Annotated in this window: 12 protein-coding genes and 1 pseudogene; 6 read left to right on the top strand and 7 right to left on the bottom strand. The window is 59.0% G+C overall.

Annotated elements, in window-relative coordinates:
• Window positions 1–29 precede the first annotated feature (29 nt).
• Both GKZ68_RS01085 and GKZ68_RS01090 read right to left on the bottom strand, forming a co-directional pair.
• Window positions 30–1,232: a glycosyltransferase family 4 protein gene (locus tag GKZ68_RS01085; RefSeq protein WP_173109922.1), complete on the bottom strand. Its 1,203-nt coding sequence runs from the start codon at window positions 1,230–1,232 to the stop codon at window positions 30–32.
• A gap of 52 nt (window positions 1,233–1,284) precedes the next feature.
• A complete protein-coding gene (locus tag GKZ68_RS01090) occupies window positions 1,285–2,298 on the bottom strand; it encodes a gliding motility lipoprotein GldB (RefSeq protein WP_173109924.1) in 1,014 nt (337 codons plus the stop codon).
• Window positions 2,299–2,311: 13 nt separating this feature from the next.
• Here GKZ68_RS01090 and GKZ68_RS01095 point away from each other — a divergent pair, with 13 nt between their 5' ends.
• Entirely contained in the window at window positions 2,312–3,091 is a 780-nt protein-coding gene (locus GKZ68_RS01095) for a porin family protein (RefSeq protein ID WP_173109926.1), read from the top strand.
• Window positions 3,092–3,210: 119 nt separating this feature from the next.
• Here GKZ68_RS01095 and GKZ68_RS01100 read toward each other — a convergent pair.
• The 3 genes and pseudogenes from GKZ68_RS01100 to GKZ68_RS01110 form a co-directional block, all read right to left on the bottom strand.
• Window positions 3,211–4,820, bottom strand: a pseudogene (locus GKZ68_RS01100) (ribonuclease E/G).
• A gap of 441 nt (window positions 4,821–5,261) precedes the next feature.
• The gene (locus tag GKZ68_RS01105; RefSeq protein WP_173109928.1) at window positions 5,262–6,206 is read right to left on the bottom strand and encodes a tetratricopeptide repeat protein; all 945 of its coding nucleotides are present in this window, start codon (window positions 6,204–6,206) and stop codon (window positions 5,262–5,264) included.
• Window positions 6,207–6,327: 121 nt separating this feature from the next.
• Window positions 6,328–6,675 (bottom strand): HU family DNA-binding protein, encoded by a 348-nt coding sequence (locus GKZ68_RS01110; RefSeq protein WP_173109930.1) that lies wholly within the window; start codon window positions 6,673–6,675, stop codon window positions 6,328–6,330.
• A gap of 234 nt (window positions 6,676–6,909) precedes the next feature.
• On the opposite strand from GKZ68_RS01110, the gene mutY reads away from it, so the two are divergent.
• The 5 genes from mutY (at window position 6,910) to GKZ68_RS01135 (ending at window position 13,588) form a co-directional block, all read left to right on the top strand.
• The gene (mutY, locus tag GKZ68_RS01115; protein ID WP_254244112.1) at window positions 6,910–7,968 is read left to right on the top strand and encodes an A/G-specific adenine glycosylase; all 1,059 of its coding nucleotides are present in this window, start codon (window positions 6,910–6,912) and stop codon (window positions 7,966–7,968) included.
• Between the two features lie 132 nt (window positions 7,969–8,100).
• Complete coding sequence (locus GKZ68_RS01120) at window positions 8,101–8,523, top strand: single-stranded DNA-binding protein (protein WP_173109932.1); 423 nt, start codon at window positions 8,101–8,103, stop codon at window positions 8,521–8,523.
• A 121-nt stretch (window positions 8,524–8,644) separates the two neighbouring features.
• Entirely contained in the window at window positions 8,645–9,244 is a 600-nt protein-coding gene (gene gldD / locus GKZ68_RS01125; RefSeq protein ID WP_173109934.1) for a gliding motility lipoprotein GldD, read from the top strand.
• Between the two features lie 150 nt (window positions 9,245–9,394).
• Complete coding sequence (gene recG / locus GKZ68_RS01130) at window positions 9,395–11,491, top strand: ATP-dependent DNA helicase RecG (protein WP_173109936.1); 2,097 nt, start codon at window positions 9,395–9,397, stop codon at window positions 11,489–11,491.
• A gap of 630 nt (window positions 11,492–12,121) precedes the next feature.
• A complete protein-coding gene (locus tag GKZ68_RS01135) occupies window positions 12,122–13,588 on the top strand; it encodes a hypothetical protein (RefSeq protein WP_173109938.1) in 1,467 nt (488 codons plus the stop codon).
• 193 nt (window positions 13,589–13,781) lie between these two features.
• Here GKZ68_RS01135 and GKZ68_RS01140 read toward each other — a convergent pair whose 3' ends face one another.
• Both GKZ68_RS01140 and GKZ68_RS01145 read right to left on the bottom strand, forming a co-directional pair.
• Window positions 13,782–15,569, bottom strand: a complete 1,788-nt coding sequence (locus GKZ68_RS01140; protein ID WP_173109940.1) for an acyl-CoA dehydrogenase family protein — start codon at window positions 15,567–15,569, stop codon at window positions 13,782–13,784.
• A gap of 341 nt (window positions 15,570–15,910) precedes the next feature.
• Entirely contained in the window at window positions 15,911–18,325 is a 2,415-nt protein-coding gene (locus GKZ68_RS01145) for a sugar-binding domain-containing protein (protein ID WP_173109942.1), read from the bottom strand.
• Window positions 18,326–18,327 lie beyond the last annotated feature (2 nt).

The following is an 18,327-nucleotide window of genomic DNA, read 5'->3' on the forward strand; positions in this document are numbered from 1 at the left end:
GCAGCCGGGCTTTTGCGTGCAGGGTGAGGCTAGCCGGCCGCGTTTTCTAAAATACCGCGCATCCGTGCCGCCAGCCCCACCCGGTCAAACGCCGTGTGAGCTAGCTGCTGGCCCCGCTCACCAGCCGCAGCCAGGGCCGCTGGGTTGGCCAGGGCTGCTTGCAGGCAACGAGTCAGGGCCGATGCGTCGTCGGCGGGCGTGTACCAGCCGCAGCCGTGGGCTTCAACCAGCTTTTTAGTCCAGCCGGGGTTGGTAACTACCACCGGCGTGCCCACGGCCAGCGCATCGTAGAGCTTAGCCGGCGAGTTGGCACCGAGTACCGGCAGGCCCAGGAACGACACCACGGCTATCTCGGCCAATCCAAACCAACTGAACACGGCGTGGCGCGGCTGCCCGCCCACCAGCCGGATGCGCCCCGGCCAGCGCGCCGCCGCCGCCGCCACCAGCGGCGCGTAGTAGCCGTGGCCCAGAAATAGAAATGTCACGGTTGGTTCGGCCGCTACCAGCGCCTCAGCAGCGGCAACCACCGTGGGCATAGCATTAGCTCGCCCGAAGGTGCCGGCGTAGAGGACCACCCGCTGCCCGGCTAGCCCCTGCGCCTGGCGCAGAGCCGCCACGGCGGCCGGCGTGGCGCGGGCCGCCAAGTCGAGGTCGGTGCCATTGAGTAGCGTCGTGATTTTACTTTCGGCAATGCCTAGCCCGGCCACGTAGGTGCTCATATCGGGCGAGAGCGGCACAATGTGCGCCGCGCTCTGGTACAGCCGTTTTTCGAGGGCAAATAGCTGCTGCCGGGCCAGCGCCGTGGGCACCGCGCCCATCGCCACCGGAAACGAGGGCCACAAGTCCTGCACCTCAAACACCCACGGCACGCCCCAGTGCCGCGCCACGCGGCTAGCCGCCCAGGCCGCCGTAAGCGGTGTGCTAATGCCCCATACCACATCGGGCCGCGCACTGCGGCGGCCGGCGCGCACTGCCCAGGCCGCGTACTGAACAAACGCCAGCGCCCGCCGCGCCGGCCCCATCTTGTTGTCGTAGGGAATGTTAGCTTCCAGCAGTTCCACACCCGGCGGCACCCAGGGCCACTCGTGCGTGAGCTGCTGGCTGCGCCAGGCGGGCGTAGTTAGCAGGGTAACCCGGTGGTGCTTGGCGATTTCAGCCAGCAGCGTGTAGTGCCGGCTCGTGGCCGGGCAGTCGGGACTGGTGTGGTACTGGCTGAAAACGGCAATGTGCACGCTGGAGAGTTAGGAGTTATGAATTACCACTTTTGCAATTCTTCACTCCTAATTATTTTTTGGGTCGGTAGTGCGACTCGTTCAGGATGTGCTGGGTGTCTTTGTCGGCCATGAGCTGGGCTAGGGTCACGCCCGAGTGCTCGGCCATGTACTTGCGCACTATCTGCAGGCCCACCCACTGGCCCACCCGGCCGGGGCAGGTGCGGTCGATTTCGGGCACGTTGGGCCGCTCGCCCACGTATTTCTGAATGACGAACGGCGTAGTACTGAACAGCAGATTATTCTCCAGAAAATGCCCCCAGATGCGCGCCTCGTTGAATTTTACGTTGGCCAGGTCCTTGCCCGAGTAGCCAACGAGCAGCGAATCGGGCGTGCAAGGCAGCACCGCCCCGGCAAAGTAGAGGCGCTTGCCCTGGTCCACCATCTGGTCGAGCATGGAGGTGGCCGTGAGCTGATGGCGGTTGTACTTGCTCGATACGGCCAGCGCCAGCGTGGGCAGCACGTAGGCGGGCCGGTAGCGCCGCAGCATGTACTGGGGCAGGTCGGGCCGGTACTTAGCCTGCGGCCCGGCAAACCAGTCTAAGCTGATAACCAGCAGGCTGTCATTGACATAAATATCCTTGCCGAGTAGCCCGCTCACGTAAGTGGTGGCTACGGCCGGCGCCTTAAAATCGGGAAAATAATATTTTATCCGCCCAAACATTCCCGCCATATTCTGCCGTAGGCTAGCCGAGTCGGCAAAGGCGGTGGCGGTTTGTTGGCTCAACTGCTGCAAGGCGGGGTTAGTAGCGAGCTGCGCCAGGGCCTTGGCTAGGGTATCGGCCGGCGCCTGACCAGCTTGCAGATAGTAGCGCGCAAAAACCGGGTTGGCGCGCATAAACTGCAACCCTTCGGCCGGATTCTTAATCTGGAAGAAAGGCCGTTCGAGGCGCTGTAGGTGCACAGCAGCGGCCGGCGCATCGGCGGCGGGGTCGGGGCGGCAGCCATCGGCCGCGCCCTGGCGGCAGCTAGCCAGCAGCCCGGCGGCGGCCAGTAGTAGCGCCGATATAGACGAAGAGAGTTTCAAGCTCGGAGTATTTTTGTGCAAAATTACACTTTCCCAACGCCCTATCCCGTTTCACAGGACAAAACACTACCTGCATCACTGTATGAAAAAACTATTTCTTACGCTTGCGGCCTTAGCCGTAGCCCCCGCCGCGTTCGCTCAAGTCGAAATCGGATTGAAAGTATCGCCGTCTATTTCGTACCTACGCACCAGCTCGCCTTCCAGCACTTCATTTCAAAGTGAAAGCAGCAAGTTCAGCTTTGGCGGCGGCGTGTTTTTGGATTATTTCTTCGGCGAGAATTATGCGTTCAATACCGGGCTGTTTTTAACCGGTAAAGGCGGGAGTTTTTCGTATTTAGAAAACACGGGCACTACTCCGAGTGTACCCCCCACGCCATCGCCGTCAAGTACTACAAGGGTTACCCAGAAGCTTGCCATGCAATATCTGGAGATTCCGCTCACCCTCAAACTATTCACCAATGAAGTAGCGCCCGCGACCCGCGTTTATTTTCAGGTGGGTGGCTCGGTGGGCTTTCCGGTTTCAACGCGCGTCAACGGTGATAAATTCTATACTGACCCCTATAACGGTAATTCCCAAACTGATGCTTTCGCGCACGTTTTCCCGGTCGATGCTGGCCTCATTGGCGGCCTCGGCCTAGAATACCAGCTAGGCAAAAGCACCAAGGTACTTACGGGTTTAAGTTACCACCACGGGCTCGTAAACCTAGACCACTACTTCGAGCGCACCCGCGGTTTTAGCGACGTAACCATCAAGAACAGTGTGTTTGCGCTCGACCTCGGACTTAAATTCTAGCCCACGGATTCGGCCGGATTTTATAGCCGGTATCCGAGCTGTATCAATCAGCTAAAAACAAAAAGGCTACCCGCAAGGGTAGCCTTTTTTAGGGCTGCAAAATTTAGCGAAATAAGGAGCTAGACATCCTCAACCACTACCTCGCGGTCCTGGGCGCGCGCCATAGCGGCGGCGGCCGAGTGCAATTCTATTTGCTCGCCGTGCTCGTCTTCGATGCGGAAGTCGGTGAGACCTAGCGCGGTATCCTTCATCACTTTTACCCACTTGTAGTATTTCAAATACCACTTCATCTGCCGGCTCACCAAGCCCTTAGTGTAGTAAGCGTGCAGGAAGGGATGCACGTAGAGCGTGATACCCGCCTGGTTTTGATTCACTAGCAGGTCGTCGATGCTGTTGTCAATCTCGTCGGTAACCTGGATGGAAGCCGAAATCTTGCCGGTGCCACCGCAGGTAGGACACACCTCGCCGGTTACGATGGTTTCGGCGGGCCGTACCCGCTGCCGGGTTATCTGCATCAGCCCAAACTTGGTGATGGGCAAGATGGTAAACTTGGCCTTGTCCTGCTTCATGATGTGGTACACCGCGTCTTCCACCTTCTTGCGGCTCTCGGCGGCGCGCATGTCGATGAAGTCTACTACGATGATGCCACCCATGTCGCGCAGGCGCAGCTGGCGTGCTACTTCCTTGGCGGCCAGTAGGTTAATCATGAGGGCCGTGGCCTCCTGGTCGTTTTCCTGGTTGCTCTTTGAGCCCGAGTTCACGTCCACCACGTGCAGCGCCTCGGTGTGCTCTATCACGAGGTAGCCGCCGCCCGGTACGCTCACCGTCTTGCCAAACAGCGTTTTAAGCTGTTTCTCAATGCCTAGCTGCTCAAAAACTTTGACTTTACCATTGTGCAGTTTCACCAGTCCGAGCTTGTCGGGGCGATTTTCTGCACGTATTCCTTCATCTCCTCGAAGCGACCCGGCGTATCCACTACAATCGAGTCGAACGACTCGTTGAGCATGTCGCGCAGCATCGAAGACGTGCGACCCAATTCGCCCAGCATCTTGTCGCGGGGCTGGCCCTTGCGTAGATTGGTGTAGAGGGTGTTCCAATTTTCGACCATGCTCTGCATGTCGCGGTCGAGCTCAGCTACCTCGTGGCCTTCGGCCACGGTACGGATAATCACGCCGAAGCCCTCGGGCTTGATGCTGGCAATGAGACGCTTGAGGCGGTCGCGCTCGGCCTTGCTCACAATTTTCTTCGATACCGAAATGGTATTCGTGAACGGCATGAGTACCAGGTAGCGGCCGGCCATCGAGATGTCGGTACTTACGCGCGGCCCTTTGGTCGAAATCGGCTCCTTCACCACCTGCACCAGTAGGTTTTGGCCTTTTTTAAAGACGCTGTCGGCTTTGCCGACTTTTTCCAGCGGCGGCTCCAGCTTAAAATGCTCCAGCCCAGCCGTTTGAGCTTGGTGCTTGAGCACGCTGCCAACCCATTTATTGAGGGACGGAAATTGCTCGCCCAGGTCGCCGTAGTGCAAAAAGGCATCCTTCTCGGAGCCAATATCGATGAAGGCCGCGTTGAGGCCAGGCATCACCTTGCGCACGGTACCCAGGAAGATGTCACCTACCGCGTAGTTGGTGTCGTTGCGGTCGAAGTGATACTCAATCAGCCGCTTATCCTGGAGCAAGGCAATCCGTTCCCCCTCGGGGGTGGAATTGATAATTAATTCATTGCTCAACGTAGTAAGTTAGTTAAAGTAGCCCGCCTGGCCCCGTAGGCCAAAGTGGCTTGCCCCGAAACCGGCAAAAGGGAAGCCAGGACCAGTAGTGTCCCAGCTTCCCCTCGCGAGCCACGGCCTGCCCCGCTAGGGCAATCCGGCACACCACGGTAGTCGTCCGCGTGGCGGAGGCTACGTGAGAGATAGGCGGGCAGCCGGCGCTTGCGCGGCCCACTGCCCACCCCTTACCCCGCACTAAGTCAGAAGATTACTTCTTCTTGTGACGGTTCTTGCGCAGGCGCTTCTTACGCTTGTGGGTGGCAATCTTATGGCGTTTACGTTTCTTACCGCAGGGCATTGTACTGAGAGTTTAAAAGGGTAGATATAAAAGAGTTCCGGTTTCGGATGCTGAAGCTGGGGTGCAAAAGTAGCACCTTTGCCGCGAGTAGTCCGAGGCCGGCGTTAGTTTCGGAGTTTGGCCAGTTCCTCATCAACCGACGCGGCCAGGGCCGGGTCGTCGCTAAGGCTTTTGGCTTTTTGGAAGGCTGCCCGCGCTGCCGGCCCCCGATTGGTGCGGGCCAGCGATACGCCGAGGTAAAACTGGCCCTCCACATTCTTAGGGTTAACCTGCACCAGCTGCGAAAAGCGTTCGACCGCTTTATCGTACTGATTGCTTTGGATGGCCAGAATACCTAAGTTGTAGAGAACTTTCTCATTCTTAGGGTCCTGCTCCAGTACCTCACGCAACAAGCCAATTCCCTTTACGGGATTGTCGCTGCTCATGTAGGCCATGCCCAGGTTGGTTTTGGCGTCCAGGTTATTTGGATTAGCTGCCAATACTTTGTCGTACAGCTCCCGTGCTCTATCACCGAGCATTTTCTTGCGCTCAGCCGAAGCCGCGAAGCTATACGCTTGGAAATAAGCATCGGCCGCTTGTTGCCAGGCTTTCTCGCTGGGCTGCGTGGCGGCCAGGCTAGCCAGGTAATAGCCCGCGCTATCGAAGCGCTGCACCGTGGCGTAGCGCGCCGCTAGGGTAGTAGCCACCTGCCGGCGGCCAGCGGCCGGAGCCGTGCGATACTGCGCCAGTAGCGTATTCAGCTCTTGGCGCTGAGCAGCAGTGGCTTGCGTGTGCGGGGCGCTGGCCGTCGTAGGGCTAGCCTCACCAGCAACAGTACCGGTTTCGGCCGGGCGCGGACCCGACGAGGCTTCCGTTTTGGCGCCGTTGGTGGCGATGCCGCCGCCGTCGCGGTTGGCCGTGCGCGCCGCATCCCGGTTGAGAGCAGCCTTGCCTTCCTTAGGCTTTACGATGCCTTTGGGCAATGCGTAGAGCCCGCCCGCCAGTGCTAGGGCGCCGGCCAGCAGCAGCAGCTGATGCGTACTGATTGAGGAAGAGGAAGTAGAAGCCATCGGCTGAAAAAGAAGGGCTGGCAAGCAATGAGGTGATAAGGAGGGAACCCGCGGCCTGCCGCGTGGCTAGCCCGTCCGCCCTTATCACCCCATCACTTCTTTACCGCTAACTTATACTAAACTAAGCTTTAGCCTTCTTGGTGCTCTTGGCAGCCTTGGGGGCTTTGTCCGAGCCTTCGCCAGTGATTTTCTTGCTGGCTTTGATTTTGGCCACGAAAGTCTTGCTCGGCTTGAAGCTCGGGATGTAGTGTTCGTCGATGATGAGCGACGTGTTTTTCGAGATGTTGCGGGCTACTTTGCGCGCCCGCTTTTTGTTTACGAACGAGCCGAAGCCGCGCACGTAAATGTTGTTGCCCTCGGTCATCGAATCCTTCACTACTTTGAAGAAGGCTTCGACGGTCGTCAGCACATCGGCTTTCTCAATGCCGGTTTTTTGCGAGATTTCGGAAATTACCTCAGCTTTGGTCACGTTGGTAAGGGGGGGTACTAGAAGTGAAAAAAAATATCGGGCGGATAATCAACCGTTTCGACGTAATTCCTTGCCCGGTAGGAGGTTCGCCATTCGAAACGGAGCGCAAAGGTACTCCTTAAACTTTGTTCGGCCAATGGAAACTTCCAAGTTTCTCTTTTGGCCAAAATATTCTGCCTCATTATTTTGCTTAAAACTGCATCTGCTACGGCACCGGTTCCATCCCATTCATTCTTGGCCTCGGCATTGCTGGCCTGGTACCCGCGGCATCGCCGCGACTTGCCCTGGCGCCACACCCGCGACCCCTACGCCATTTGGCTTTCTGAAGTTATTCTTCAGCAAACCCGGGTGGCGCAAGGGCTGCCGTATTACCTTGATTTTCTGGCTTCTTACCCCACCGTGCACGACCTGGCCGCCGCACCCGAGCAGGAGGTGCTGCGTCACTGGCAGGGCTTGGGCTACTACTCCCGGGCCCGCAACATGCACCACACCGCCCAGCAGGTAGTGCGCGAGTTTAATGGCCAGTTCCCGGCCACCTACGCTGGCCTGCGAAGGCTTAAAGGCGTAGGGCCTTACACGGCCGCCGCCATCGCCTCATTTGCCTTCGATGAGGCGGTGGCGGTGCTCGATGGCAACGTATTTCGGGTGCTGGCGCGGGTCTTTGGCCTGCATTCCGACATCGCGGCGCCTAGCTCGCGCAAGGAGTTTCAGGCCCTGGCCGACCAGCACCTGCCGCCGGCCCACGCCGCCGAATTCAACCAGGCCATGATGGAATTTGGGGCCTTGCAGTGCACACCGGCCAAGCCCGACTGCCTGTTTTGTCCTCTGCAAAGTCAGTGTTGGGCCTTTCAGCACGGGCAGGTGGCGCTCTTGCCCGTTAAGAGCAAGGCCAAAGCTAGCCGCACGCGCTATTTTCACTACTTCGTGCTGCGCCACGCCGAGCAGCTGTATTTGAAGGAGCGCCTGGCTGGCGATATCTGGCAGGGGCTCTATGATTTTGCCCTCGCCGAAACCGCTAGCCCCGACCTGCCGGCTGCCGAAGTTGTGCGCCAGGTGGAGGCGCTGGGTGGCCAGCTCGCTACCATGCGCGTGGCTGAAGACCGGCCCGCGCCCACGCTTCGCCACGTGCTGAGCCACCAAAAGCTGGAAGCCCGTTTTCATGCCGTGGAGCTAGCGGCGGCGCTGCCAGAAACGACGTTGCGCGATACCGGCCTGCGCGCCTTTTCGGCCGCTGAAATTGAGAAATTGCCTAAGCCGGTGCTCATTAGCAATTACCTGGCGAAGGTGAGATAGGGTAAAAATTTTTGCTATTTTTGGTAGATAAATTTACTAAAATAATTTGCAATCAGAAAATAATTTTGTATCTTTAACTCGTCAATGACAGCTGTGGTTGGCTGTCGCCTTACGGTATTACAGGAAAAAGTTATGGCAGGAGTAAACAAGGTGATTTTGGTGGGTAATCTGGGCAAAGACCCCGAGGTGCGCCATTTGGAAGGGGGCAACAGCGTGGCTCATTTCACGCTAGCCACCAATGAGTATTACAAAGACAAGCAGGGCGCCCGCGTGGAACGCACCGAGTGGCACAACATTTCGGCCTGGCGCGGCCTGGCCGAGCTGGCCGAGAAATACCTCAAAAAAGGTACGCAGGTGTACATTGAAGGCAAGCTGCGCACCCGCCAGTATCAGGACAAAGACCAGCAGACGCGCTACATCACGGAAATTATCGCTGATGAAATCTCGCTGCTCGGTGGCCGGCCGGGGGGCTCCAGCAACGGCGCGGCTAGCCCCGGCGCTCCCGAAAGCGTGAGCCTGCGCCAGGAGCCTGAGCTCGACCAGCTGCCTTTTTAAGCTGGCTCGCCCTGGTGGCACGCTAGCCAGTAGCAAAGCCCCGGCACCAAGCCGGGGCTTTTTGGCGTTGGGCAGGGAAGTAGCCTGCTAACTTTGAGTCTTGCCTGGCTTTCCTATACGTATGACTTCTTCCCGATTCTGGGGTTTGGCGCTGCTGGCGGCTAGCGCGGCCGGGCTATTGGCGGCCTGCTCATCGGCCCCCGATTTTACGCCCAAGCCCAAGGGCTACAACCGCATCGACCTGCCGCCGCACCGTTACCGGACGCTCGGGCCGGGCCACCCGTACACGTTCGAGTACTCGCAGTATGCCAAGGTCTTGCGCGACTCATCGTATCTGGCGCAGCCCGATTGGCTGAACGTATACTACCCGCAGCTGCACGCCAACGTGCAGATAACCTACACCAATGTGGTGCGTAACCGTCGGCTCTACAATAAGATGATGGAGGATGCGCGCAAGCTCACGGGCAAGCACCAGATTAAGGCTACCTCGATTGAGGAGAAGATTTTGCGCACGCCCAACGGCATGCGCGCCTCGGTGTTTGAACTGGAAGGCGAGGTGCCCAGCCAGTTTCAGTTTTACACCACCGACAGCACCAAGCATTTCTTTCGGGCGGCACTCTACTTTCGCACGGCCACGGCCAACGACTCGCTGGCCCCGGTAATCGAGTATGTGAAATACGACATGATGAAACTCCTTAACTCGTTGAAATACAATAAGTAATATATTTTTGAAAGAAGCCTCATGCTGGGCTTGCCGAAACCTCTTGTCTGCGCCGCTAGGCTGCTTTCCTAACGATGTGGGCGAGGTGCTTGGGCGGGCTCAGCATGACGTTCTTAAAAGGCTAGCCAACACCCGCGTTCTATTACAGAAATGAGTAATTTCTTTCAAACCAAGCTCGAATATCTGCGTGGCGTGGGCACGCAGCGGGCGCAGCTGCTGGGCAAGGAGCTAGGAATATTTACTTACGGCGACCTGATTCAGCGCTATCCGTTTCGGTACCTCGACCGCACGCAGTTTTATAACATTGCAGACCTGCACGATGACTTGCCCTACGTGCAGGTAAAAGGTATCTTGCGCGGCCGTGAGGTAATAGGCGAGGGACCCAAAAAACGGCTGGTAGCGAAGGTAGGCGACGCCAGCGGCGAGCTGGAAGTGGTATGGTTTAAGGGGGTAAATTTCCTGGAAAAAGTCATTAAGAATCACCAGGAATACATTGTGTTTGGCAAGCCTACCCTATTCAACGGCCGGCCGCAGATGGCCCACCCTGAATTGGAGGAAGTAACCGCGCAGAAGGCTGGCCAGAGCTTTTTGCAGCCGGTGTACAACACGAGCGAGAAGCTCAAAAACTACCACCGCATTGATAGCAAGGCGATAATGCGGATGATGAGCGACCTGCTCAAAATTGCCCTGCCCCAGGTAACGGAAACGCTGTCGCCGGCACTCATTGAGCACTACGCCCTCATGGGTAAAGCCGAGGCCTTGCAGCAGATTCACTTTCCGCAAACGCCCGAATTGCTCGAAAAGGCCCGGTTCCGGCTCAAGTTTGAGGAGCTGTTTTATATTCAGCTCAAGCTGCTGCGCCAGAAAGACCAGCGGAAGGTGACCCTGGCCGGGCAGGTTTTTAACGAGGTGCCTACGCTGGTGCACTTCTATAAGAACATTATGCCCTTCGACCTGACGGGGGCACAGAAGCGAGTTATCCACGAGATTTATAAGGACTTCCTGGCCGGCCGGCAGATGAACCGGCTCTTGCAGGGCGACGTGGGCTCGGGCAAAACCATCGTGGCCTTCATCTCGATGCTGATGGCGGCCGACAACGGTGCCCAAAGCTGCCTGATGGCGCCCACCGAAATTCTGGCCGACCAGCACTACCAGGGCCTGAAGGTATATGCGGACCAGCTGGGCATCAACCTGGGCAAGCTCACGGGCAGCTCCCGCACCAGCGAGCGCCGCGTGCTGCACGAGCAGCTGCGCAACGGCGAAATGCAGATGCTGGTGGGCACCCACGCGCTGCTCGAAGACGTGGTGCAGTTCCGCAACCTGGGCCTGACCATCATGGACGAGCAGCACCGCTTCGGGGTGGCGCAACGCTCGAAGCTGTGGCAGAAAAACCCCTACGTGATACCGCACGTGCTGGTGATGACGGCCACGCCCATACCGCGCACCCTGGCCATGACGCTTTATGGCGACCTCGACGTGAGCGTGATTGACGAGCTGCCCGCCGGCCGCAAGCCCATCGTGACGGTGCACCGCTACGATGCCAACCGACTGAAAGTATTTCAGTTTATTCGCGACCAGGTGGCCCTGGGCCGGCAGGTGTACATCGTGTACCCGCTCATCGAGGAGAGTGAAACGCTGGACTACAAAGACCTGACCGATGGCTACGAAAGTGTAAGTCGCGCCTTTCCCGACCTGCAAATCAGTATCGTGCACGGCCGCATGAAGGCCGAGGAAAAGGACTTTGAGATGGCCCGCTTCGTGAAAAAGGAAACCCAGATAATGGTGGCTACTACCGTAATCGAGGTGGGCGTGAATGTGCCCAACGCTTCGGTGATGGTGATTGAAAGCGCCGAGCGCTTTGGCCTCTCGCAGCTGCACCAGCTGCGGGGCCGCGTGGGCCGGGGTGCCGACCAGAGCTACTGCATCCTGATGACGGGCTACAAGCTGAGCAAAGACAGCCGTACCCGCCTCGAAACGATGGTGCGCACCAACAACGGCTTCGAGATTGCCGATATTGACCTGAAGCTGCGCGGCCCCGGTGACCTGATGGGCACCCAGCAAAGCGGTGTGCTCGACCTGCTCATTGCCGACCTGGCTAAGGATGGCCGTATCCTGAGCGAGAGTCGGGCCGCCGCCCAGGCTATCCTTAGCGATGACCCTGAGCTGACCCGGCCCGAGCATCATAACATCCGGCGGCACATCGAGAGCCTGCCGGCTACGGCCGTCAACTGGAGTAGAATCAGCTAGTTGACGGCCGGATCAGGCATAAAAAAAGCGGTTTCTATTGAAACCGCTTAGCCTTTAAAACCAAGTAACGGGAAGCGACTGCTGCTTTCGCTGGCTAACCGGCGTAATCGTAGTGGCCGGCTCGTTTTTGATGTAGTTTGTTAGCGTTACACTGTCGGTACTATCCGAAACAAAAAGCGTGACGGGAGCCGTAGCAAGGCCAGCCGAGGCCGCGGGCTGGGCCAGCTGCATATAGCGGCCGGCAATAATGAGGGCAAATAATGAACCGAGTTTCAGTAGTGATTTCATAAGGTGTAGATAGCGGCACGTACTATCCCAAAATTGGTGCCAGTTAGTAGATTTAGTCTTGACTATCAGAAAATTAAAAAATGGGTGGGAAAAATAGATGGAGGTGAGCAACCTGCTACTAGCTCCAGAGCGCGCCGATTAAACGGCTGCCTGCCGGGATAGTTTCATTCGCCGAATTAAAGTTCTGTTAAGAGCTTGCACTGGCAAAGGTACGCCAGCCCGGCTGGCCGGTTGGATTATTCAGTAACGGCTTTTGCTTAGTGACGGGCAGGCTACTTGGGTTGGCGGGGGTATTTTTGGCGCGGCGAAGGTCACTAGCGACCTTTCTTAACGAGTATTCTCATGCGCTTTCTCTTCGGTATTACTACTCTGGCAATGTGTGGCTTGCTAGGGGCAACCCACCCCGTGCAGGCCCAAAAAACCAAGTCAGCCGCCTTTAGCTACCTGCCCGAGCAAGGCGAGGACCGCTATAACCAGCGTGTGCCGCAGAAAACCCTGGCCCTGGCCGATGGCGGCGGTTTCGTAATCCTGGCTCACCAGAGCGGTAGTGCCTACGCCGTGGAGCGCTACGACGCCAACCTCAAAAAGCAGTGGAGTACCGCGTTGCCCGTAGCCCCGGGCGAAACCGTGGAAGCTTTCGGCCGCAACGCTGAGCAGGTCTGGGTTGTGCTGCACCACGCCGATGAAAGCGCCCAAAACCTCACGGTGCAGCCCTTCGGGCTAGCCGGCGGCCAGAAGGGTACGCCGGTAGTGGTAGTGACGGCCCCGGCCCAGGACCGCCGTCCCGTGGTGCGCCTCTCGCCCGATGGCAACCGCCTGCTGGCCTACCGCTACGTAACGCGCGACGCGCAGGTGCGCACCCTGGAAGGCACGCTCTACGACCAGAAGCTGGGCAAAATCCTGGACCGCACGTATGATTTCCGCGACCAGGGCGATTTTTTCTCGCCCAATATCTTGCTGGCTAACGACGGCATTCAGTACGTGACGCTACTCGGCGACGGCATGAAGAAGCTGACCGTGCGCCGGTATCCCGCCACCGCCGACCGCATCGGCATTGCCACCGCTATCCAGGTAATGGGCGTGCCGGTGGGGGGCACCTTCGGCGGCCAGCCCATCACCATTCGCGATGCCAGGTTTGCGCTCCAGCCCGATGGCCAGCTCTACGCCGCCGCGCTGTGCGCCAACGACCGCACCGGCCAGCTCAGCGGCCTGAAGGTAGTGCGCTTTGATTTTGCCGAAAGCAAGCTCAAGCTCGCCGAGGAGCTGCCCTTTGCGCCCGCTTTCCTGGCCGAAATAAGCAAAGCCACCGGTGCCGAGGTAAAGACCCTAGCCGATATTTACCTGGGCGATATGCTGCTGACTGACAGTAAAAACCTGGTTATCATTGCCGAGCGGCACTTCGAGGAAGGTGGTCCGGAATTGCCCGTGCATGCCCGCGAACTGTATCTGTTTGGGTACAGTCCTTTTCTCACGCCGACTTGGCACGCCATTGTGGCCAAAGACCAGGTGGCCCCGGCCATCGACAGCTATACGGGCATCGGCTACCGCGCCGCCGTTTTTGGTGAGGAGGTGCAATTGATGACTCTGGAAACCATCGACGGCAAGTCAGACCTTTACCTGCGCAAAATCCAGGCGCCTACCGGTGTAGTGAGTGCCCCGCAGCGCCTTAAGCTCAACGTGGCCAATGACCAGCAGCTCGCCTACGTCAAGGACTTTAGTACGTGGCTAGGCCCCAAAACCATTATCGGCGTCAGCCGCCCCAATAAGAAATCGGCTGCCTTACAGCTAAACGAAGTGAAGCTCAAATGACCACTGATTAGCACGGATTTCAGCGAATTTCACGGATTCTGTGGACGATTCGCTAGGGTCAATTCCAACGTAAAAGGCCACCCAACTGGGTGGCCTTTTCTGGTTTGGTAGGTAGAGCAAATGCCGAATACAAACCCTAGCGAATCGTCCGCAAAATCCGTGAAATTCGCCGAAATCCGTACTAATCAGTGGTCTAGTAGCAATATTCGTTGGCTTCGATGAGCTTGGCAGCCACGCGGCGGCGGGCTTCTTTCACGTTGAAGAGGTCGGGCTTGGTAAAGCGCTTGAGGCCCATGCTGAGCAGGCGCTGCTCGTCGCCTTCAGTCATGCTGGCGATGGCTTCGCGGCCCGATTTCTCCACCAGGTCGATGGCGTCGGAGAGGTACACGCGGGCCATATCGAGCTGCTGGGCTAGGGCCTCTTCGCCTTTGGCGGCGATTTCCTTTTCGACGCGCAGCAGCGTGCTTTCGGCGGTGTAGGTCTTGATGGCCATGTCAGCAATGTTCATCAGCACTTCCTGCTCTTTAGCGAGCGAGTTCATGTACTTCTGCACGGCCGTGCCGGCCACCATCAGCACGGCTTTTTTCAGGTTGGCAATGGCTTTTTTCTCGGTGGCGAAGGCCGAATCGTCGCTCTCGCCCATGCTCGGAATGCTCATCAGCTCCTGCTGCACGGCCTGGGCCGGGCCCATCAGGTCGAGCTCACCCTTCAGGCCTTTCTTCAAAATCATGTCTACGGCCAGCATCCGGTTGATTTCGTTGGTGCCTTCGAAAATCCGGTTGATGCGCGAGTCGCGGTAGGCCCGGTCCATCGGATAGTCGGCCGAGAAGCCGTAGCCGCCGTACACCTGCACACCTTCATCTACTACGTAGTCAAGTACTTCCGAGCCCTCTACCTTCAGAATAGCGCACTCTACGGCAAACTCGCGGGCCGCGCCCAGCAGGGCTTCGTTGGTGCCCAGGCCGCTAGCCAGCAGCTCCTGCTCTTTGCGGTAGATGTCCTCACCGGCGCGGTAGATAGCCGACTCAACGGCGTACATCCGGATGGCCTGCTGCGCCAGCTTGTAGCGAATGGCGCCAAACTTCGAGATGGGCAGCTTGAACTGCACGCGCTCGTTGGCATACTTCACTGTCTGGGTAGCCGCTGCCTTGGCGCCGCCCAGGCAGGCGGCGGCCAGCTTAATGCGGCCAATATTCAGCACGTTAAAGGCAATGAGGTGGCCCTTGCCAATCTCACCCAGCACGTTTTCCCTGGGCACCAGCGCGTCGCTCAAAAACACCTGGCGCGTCGAGGAGCCCTTGATGCCCATCTTGTGCTCTTCGTTGCCGAGGCTCAGGCCGGGTGTGTTTTTTTCCACGATGAAGCCTGTAAACTGCTCGCCGTCAATCTTGGCGAACACGATAAACACGTCGGCAAAGCCCGCGTTGGTAATCCACATTTTCTGGCCGTTCAGCACGTAGTGCGTGCCTTCGGCATTGAGCACAGCCTTGGTCTTGGCCCCTAGCGCGTCCGACCCAGAACCCGGCTCCGTGAGGCAGTAAGCACCCATCAGGGTGCCGTCGGTGAGGCCAGGGATATACTTCTCTTTCTGCGCATCAGTGCCGAAGTACAGAATCGGCAGCAGGGCAATACCCGTGTGCGCCGCAAAGGCCACCGGGAACGAGTGGCCGCCACCTACTCCTTCCGTCACGCGCAGCGCGGTAGGAAAATCCATATTCAGGCCCCCAAACTCTTCCGGCACGCTCACGCCAAACAAGCCAAGCTGACCCGCTTTCTCCATCAGGCCGCGCATGAGGCCCTCCTCGTGGTTGTCGAGGCGCTCCAGCAGCGGCGATACCTCCGTGGCCACAAAGTCCAGGCAGGTCTGGTACATCATGTTCTGCTCCTCCGTGAAGTCGGCGGGCGTAAAAACGTCTTGAGCCTCAGTAGGCTTGATGATAAATTCGCCGCCATTTACAGCAGCTTTGTGCGAGGTTTCCATGATGGAAATAGGATAAGGTGGGAAGTTAAACTGTTAGGCGTGCCGACTATTAGGGCAACAAAGGTCTGGTCATTTTGGTGTTGCAAGATAAGCGAAAAATGTTAGGCGTGCCGACTACTTCTGGAAAAATAGTGTAAATTTTTAGTGCAGGCTACTTTACTGCATTGCTACGAAAAGCCTTTCCCAAAACATCCATAAATAAAAAAACGTCCTGCGCATCTGGCGTCCGCTTGCCGAAGTATCCTGGTCGGGTCACTAGGGCTATTACCTTAATGATTCGACCAGGATGGCTCGACAAGCGGACGCCAGATGAGCAGGACGGATGTGTTTGTTCTACTGAATTACTCGGCGCGCAGCTCGGCAGCCTGGCTGGTTAGCCCCGGCGCGGCCAGCGCCACCCGAATGGCGCCCGGCCCGGTGGCCTGCACGTAGAGCAGCAGCCGGCCCTGGTAGGCCTTGTGCCGCGGCGCGGCGTAGGGCTCGTGGCTGGCAATATCGCCGCTCTCGATGCCCAGCAGGCGGGCCGGGCCGGTGAGCGTCACGCTTATTTCGTTGGTCGCGTCGGTTACCAAGTTGCCGGCCTGGTCTACCACCTGCGCCTCTATCTGGGCCAGGCCCTGGGTTTTAGCGGCTAGGGTTGTGCGGTCGGGCTTGAGCTGGAGAGCCGTAGGCGCGCCAACGGTGCGCAGCTGCGTTTCGCTCACTACCTGGCCGTTGCGGTAGCCATTGGCCCGGAGCTCACCAGCGGCGTAGGGCACGTCCCAGGCGGGCAGGCGGCCGGTTTTCTTGCCCAGCGACTGGCCGTTGAGAAAAAGCTCGGTGGCCTCGTTGTTGGTGAGGGCTACCACGTGCACCTGGCTGGCGGCGGGCCAGTTCCAGGTAGGGGCGAGGTGCGGCTGGCGGGCGCCGGGCTTGCTAGGGGCCTCCGCAGTAGTGAGGTAGAGCAGGGGCGCGCTGGTCCAGAGGCTTTGACGGAAATAATACTCGGGCTTGGGGAAGCCGGCCATATCGAGCAGGCCGGCGCCGTTGGCGCGCTGCGGCCACTTGCCGGCCTCGCCCAGGTAATCGATGCCCGTCCACAGGTACTGGGCTGATACGTAGGCGTTGCTATCCACGGCGGCCCAGGCGCTGGGCGCCATGCCGTTTTCGCTGCCGTAGATAATGCGCTGGGGGTACTGCTTGTGGTCTTCGGGGTAGCGAAACTCCTGGTAGTTGTAGCCCACGAGGTCGAGGGCGGCGGGGTAGTCGGTGAAGTTCGACATCACCACGCCGGCCAGGGCAGCCGTGATGGGTCGCGTGCTGTCGGCCTGTTTGGCCACGGCCACCAGGCGGCGGGCTAGCGGGCCCATTTCGCTGGCGGGCGGGTGGCTGGGCAGGTAGCCTTTGCCATAAATCTGGGGGTTGCGGCCGGTGTTGAGCACCTCGTGGGTGTAGGGGTCATTGGGATAATCTATCTCATTCCCAATGCTCCACATAATGATGCTGGGGCAGTTGCGGTTGCGCAGCACCATGTCGCGCAGGTCGCGGTCGCCCCATTCCTTGAAATATTCGTGCGGGCCGTGCTGGCTAGGGGTGCCCACGTTCCAGCCGGCCACCCACTTGTTTTTGCCGCGCTCCCACTCGTCGAAAGCCTCATCCATGACCAGGAAGCCTAGCCGGTCGCAGAGGCGGTAGAAATAGTCGGCGTGCGGGTTGTGGCTCATGCGGATGGCGTTGCAGCCCGCCGCTTTTAGTGTTTTAAGCCGGCGCTCCCACACCTCGGGCGGCACGGCCACGCCGAGCGCGCCCGCGTCGTCATGCAGGCACACGCCCCGCAGCTTGGTGGGCTGCTCGTTCAGGAAAAAGCCCTGGTTGGCATCGAAGCGGATGGTGCGCACGCCCACTTCCTCAGTCACTTCATCGGTGGGTTTGCCTTGCACGGCCAGGCTCACCCGCAGCCGGTAGAGATTGGGCTGGTCGGCCGACCACAGGGCGGGGCTCTTGATGGGCAGCGTGAGGCTAGCGGTGCCGTCGGCCTTGGCCTTCACATTCAGTACTTGCTTGGCCGTGGCTACGGCCTGGCCCCGCGCATCAAGCAGCGTGCTCGTGACCGTAACGGCCGCCGCCGTGGCGCTGGCGTTGGTCAGTGCCACGCTGACTTTGCCCGTAGCGGTGCTCTTCGACACCTGCGGTGTGGTGAAGCACATGCCCCACTGCTGCACGTGCACCGGCGCCGTGGCCAGCAAATACACGTTGCGGTAAATACCCGAGCCGGTGTACCAGCGCGAGTCGGCTACCTCGCGGTGGTCTACTTTCACGGCCAGCACGTTGGGGCCAGCGGTTGCCAGATAAGGCGTTAGCTCGTACTGAAAGGAGGCGAAGCCGCTGGGCCGCTTGCCCAGGAAGTGGCCGTTCAGCCACACTTCGCTGTTTTTATACACCCCATCGAAATACACGAATACCTTCTTGCCGCGGTAGCCAGCGGGCAGGGTAAACGACTTGCGGTACCAGCCCAGGCCGCCCGGCAGGTAGGCCGTGGCGCTGGCCCACTGCTCGCTAAACGGCCCCTCGATGCTCCAATCATGCGGCAGGGTCACGGCGCGCCAGGCGTGGTCATCGGCGGTGGGGCGCTCGCTGCCGGGCGCATCACCAAGGTGAAATTTCCAGTCGTTATTAAATAAAAGCTGCTGGCGCTGGGCGTGGGCGGGCAGGTAGGTGGCTAGCCAGCACAGGCTGAGTAAGGCCAACTGCTTAGGTAGTAATAGGCTAATAGTCATGG

Origin of the sequence: Hymenobacter sp. BRD128, assembly GCF_013256625.1 — a bacterium.
In the GTDB taxonomy this organism is placed as follows: Bacteria; Bacteroidota; Bacteroidia; order Cytophagales; family Hymenobacteraceae; genus Hymenobacter.

Coding starts and splice junctions, on each gene's coding strand:
- GKZ68_RS01105 (WP_173109928.1), bottom strand. CDS start 6,206: ATGGCTTCTACTTCCTCTTCCTCAATCAGTACGCATCAGCTGCTGCTG.
- GKZ68_RS01120 (WP_173109932.1), top strand. CDS start 8,101: ATGGCAGGAGTAAACAAGGTGATTTTGGTGGGTAATCTGGGCAAAGAC.
- gldD (WP_173109934.1), top strand. CDS start 8,645: ATGACTTCTTCCCGATTCTGGGGTTTGGCGCTGCTGGCGGCTAGCGCG.
- recG (WP_173109936.1), top strand. CDS start 9,395: ATGAGTAATTTCTTTCAAACCAAGCTCGAATATCTGCGTGGCGTGGGC.
- GKZ68_RS01135 (WP_173109938.1), top strand. CDS start 12,122: ATGCGCTTTCTCTTCGGTATTACTACTCTGGCAATGTGTGGCTTGCTA.
- GKZ68_RS01140 (WP_173109940.1), bottom strand. CDS start 15,569: ATGGAAACCTCGCACAAAGCTGCTGTAAATGGCGGCGAATTTATCATC.
- GKZ68_RS01145 (WP_173109942.1), bottom strand. CDS start 18,325: ATGACTATTAGCCTATTACTACCTAAGCAGTTGGCCTTACTCAGCCTG.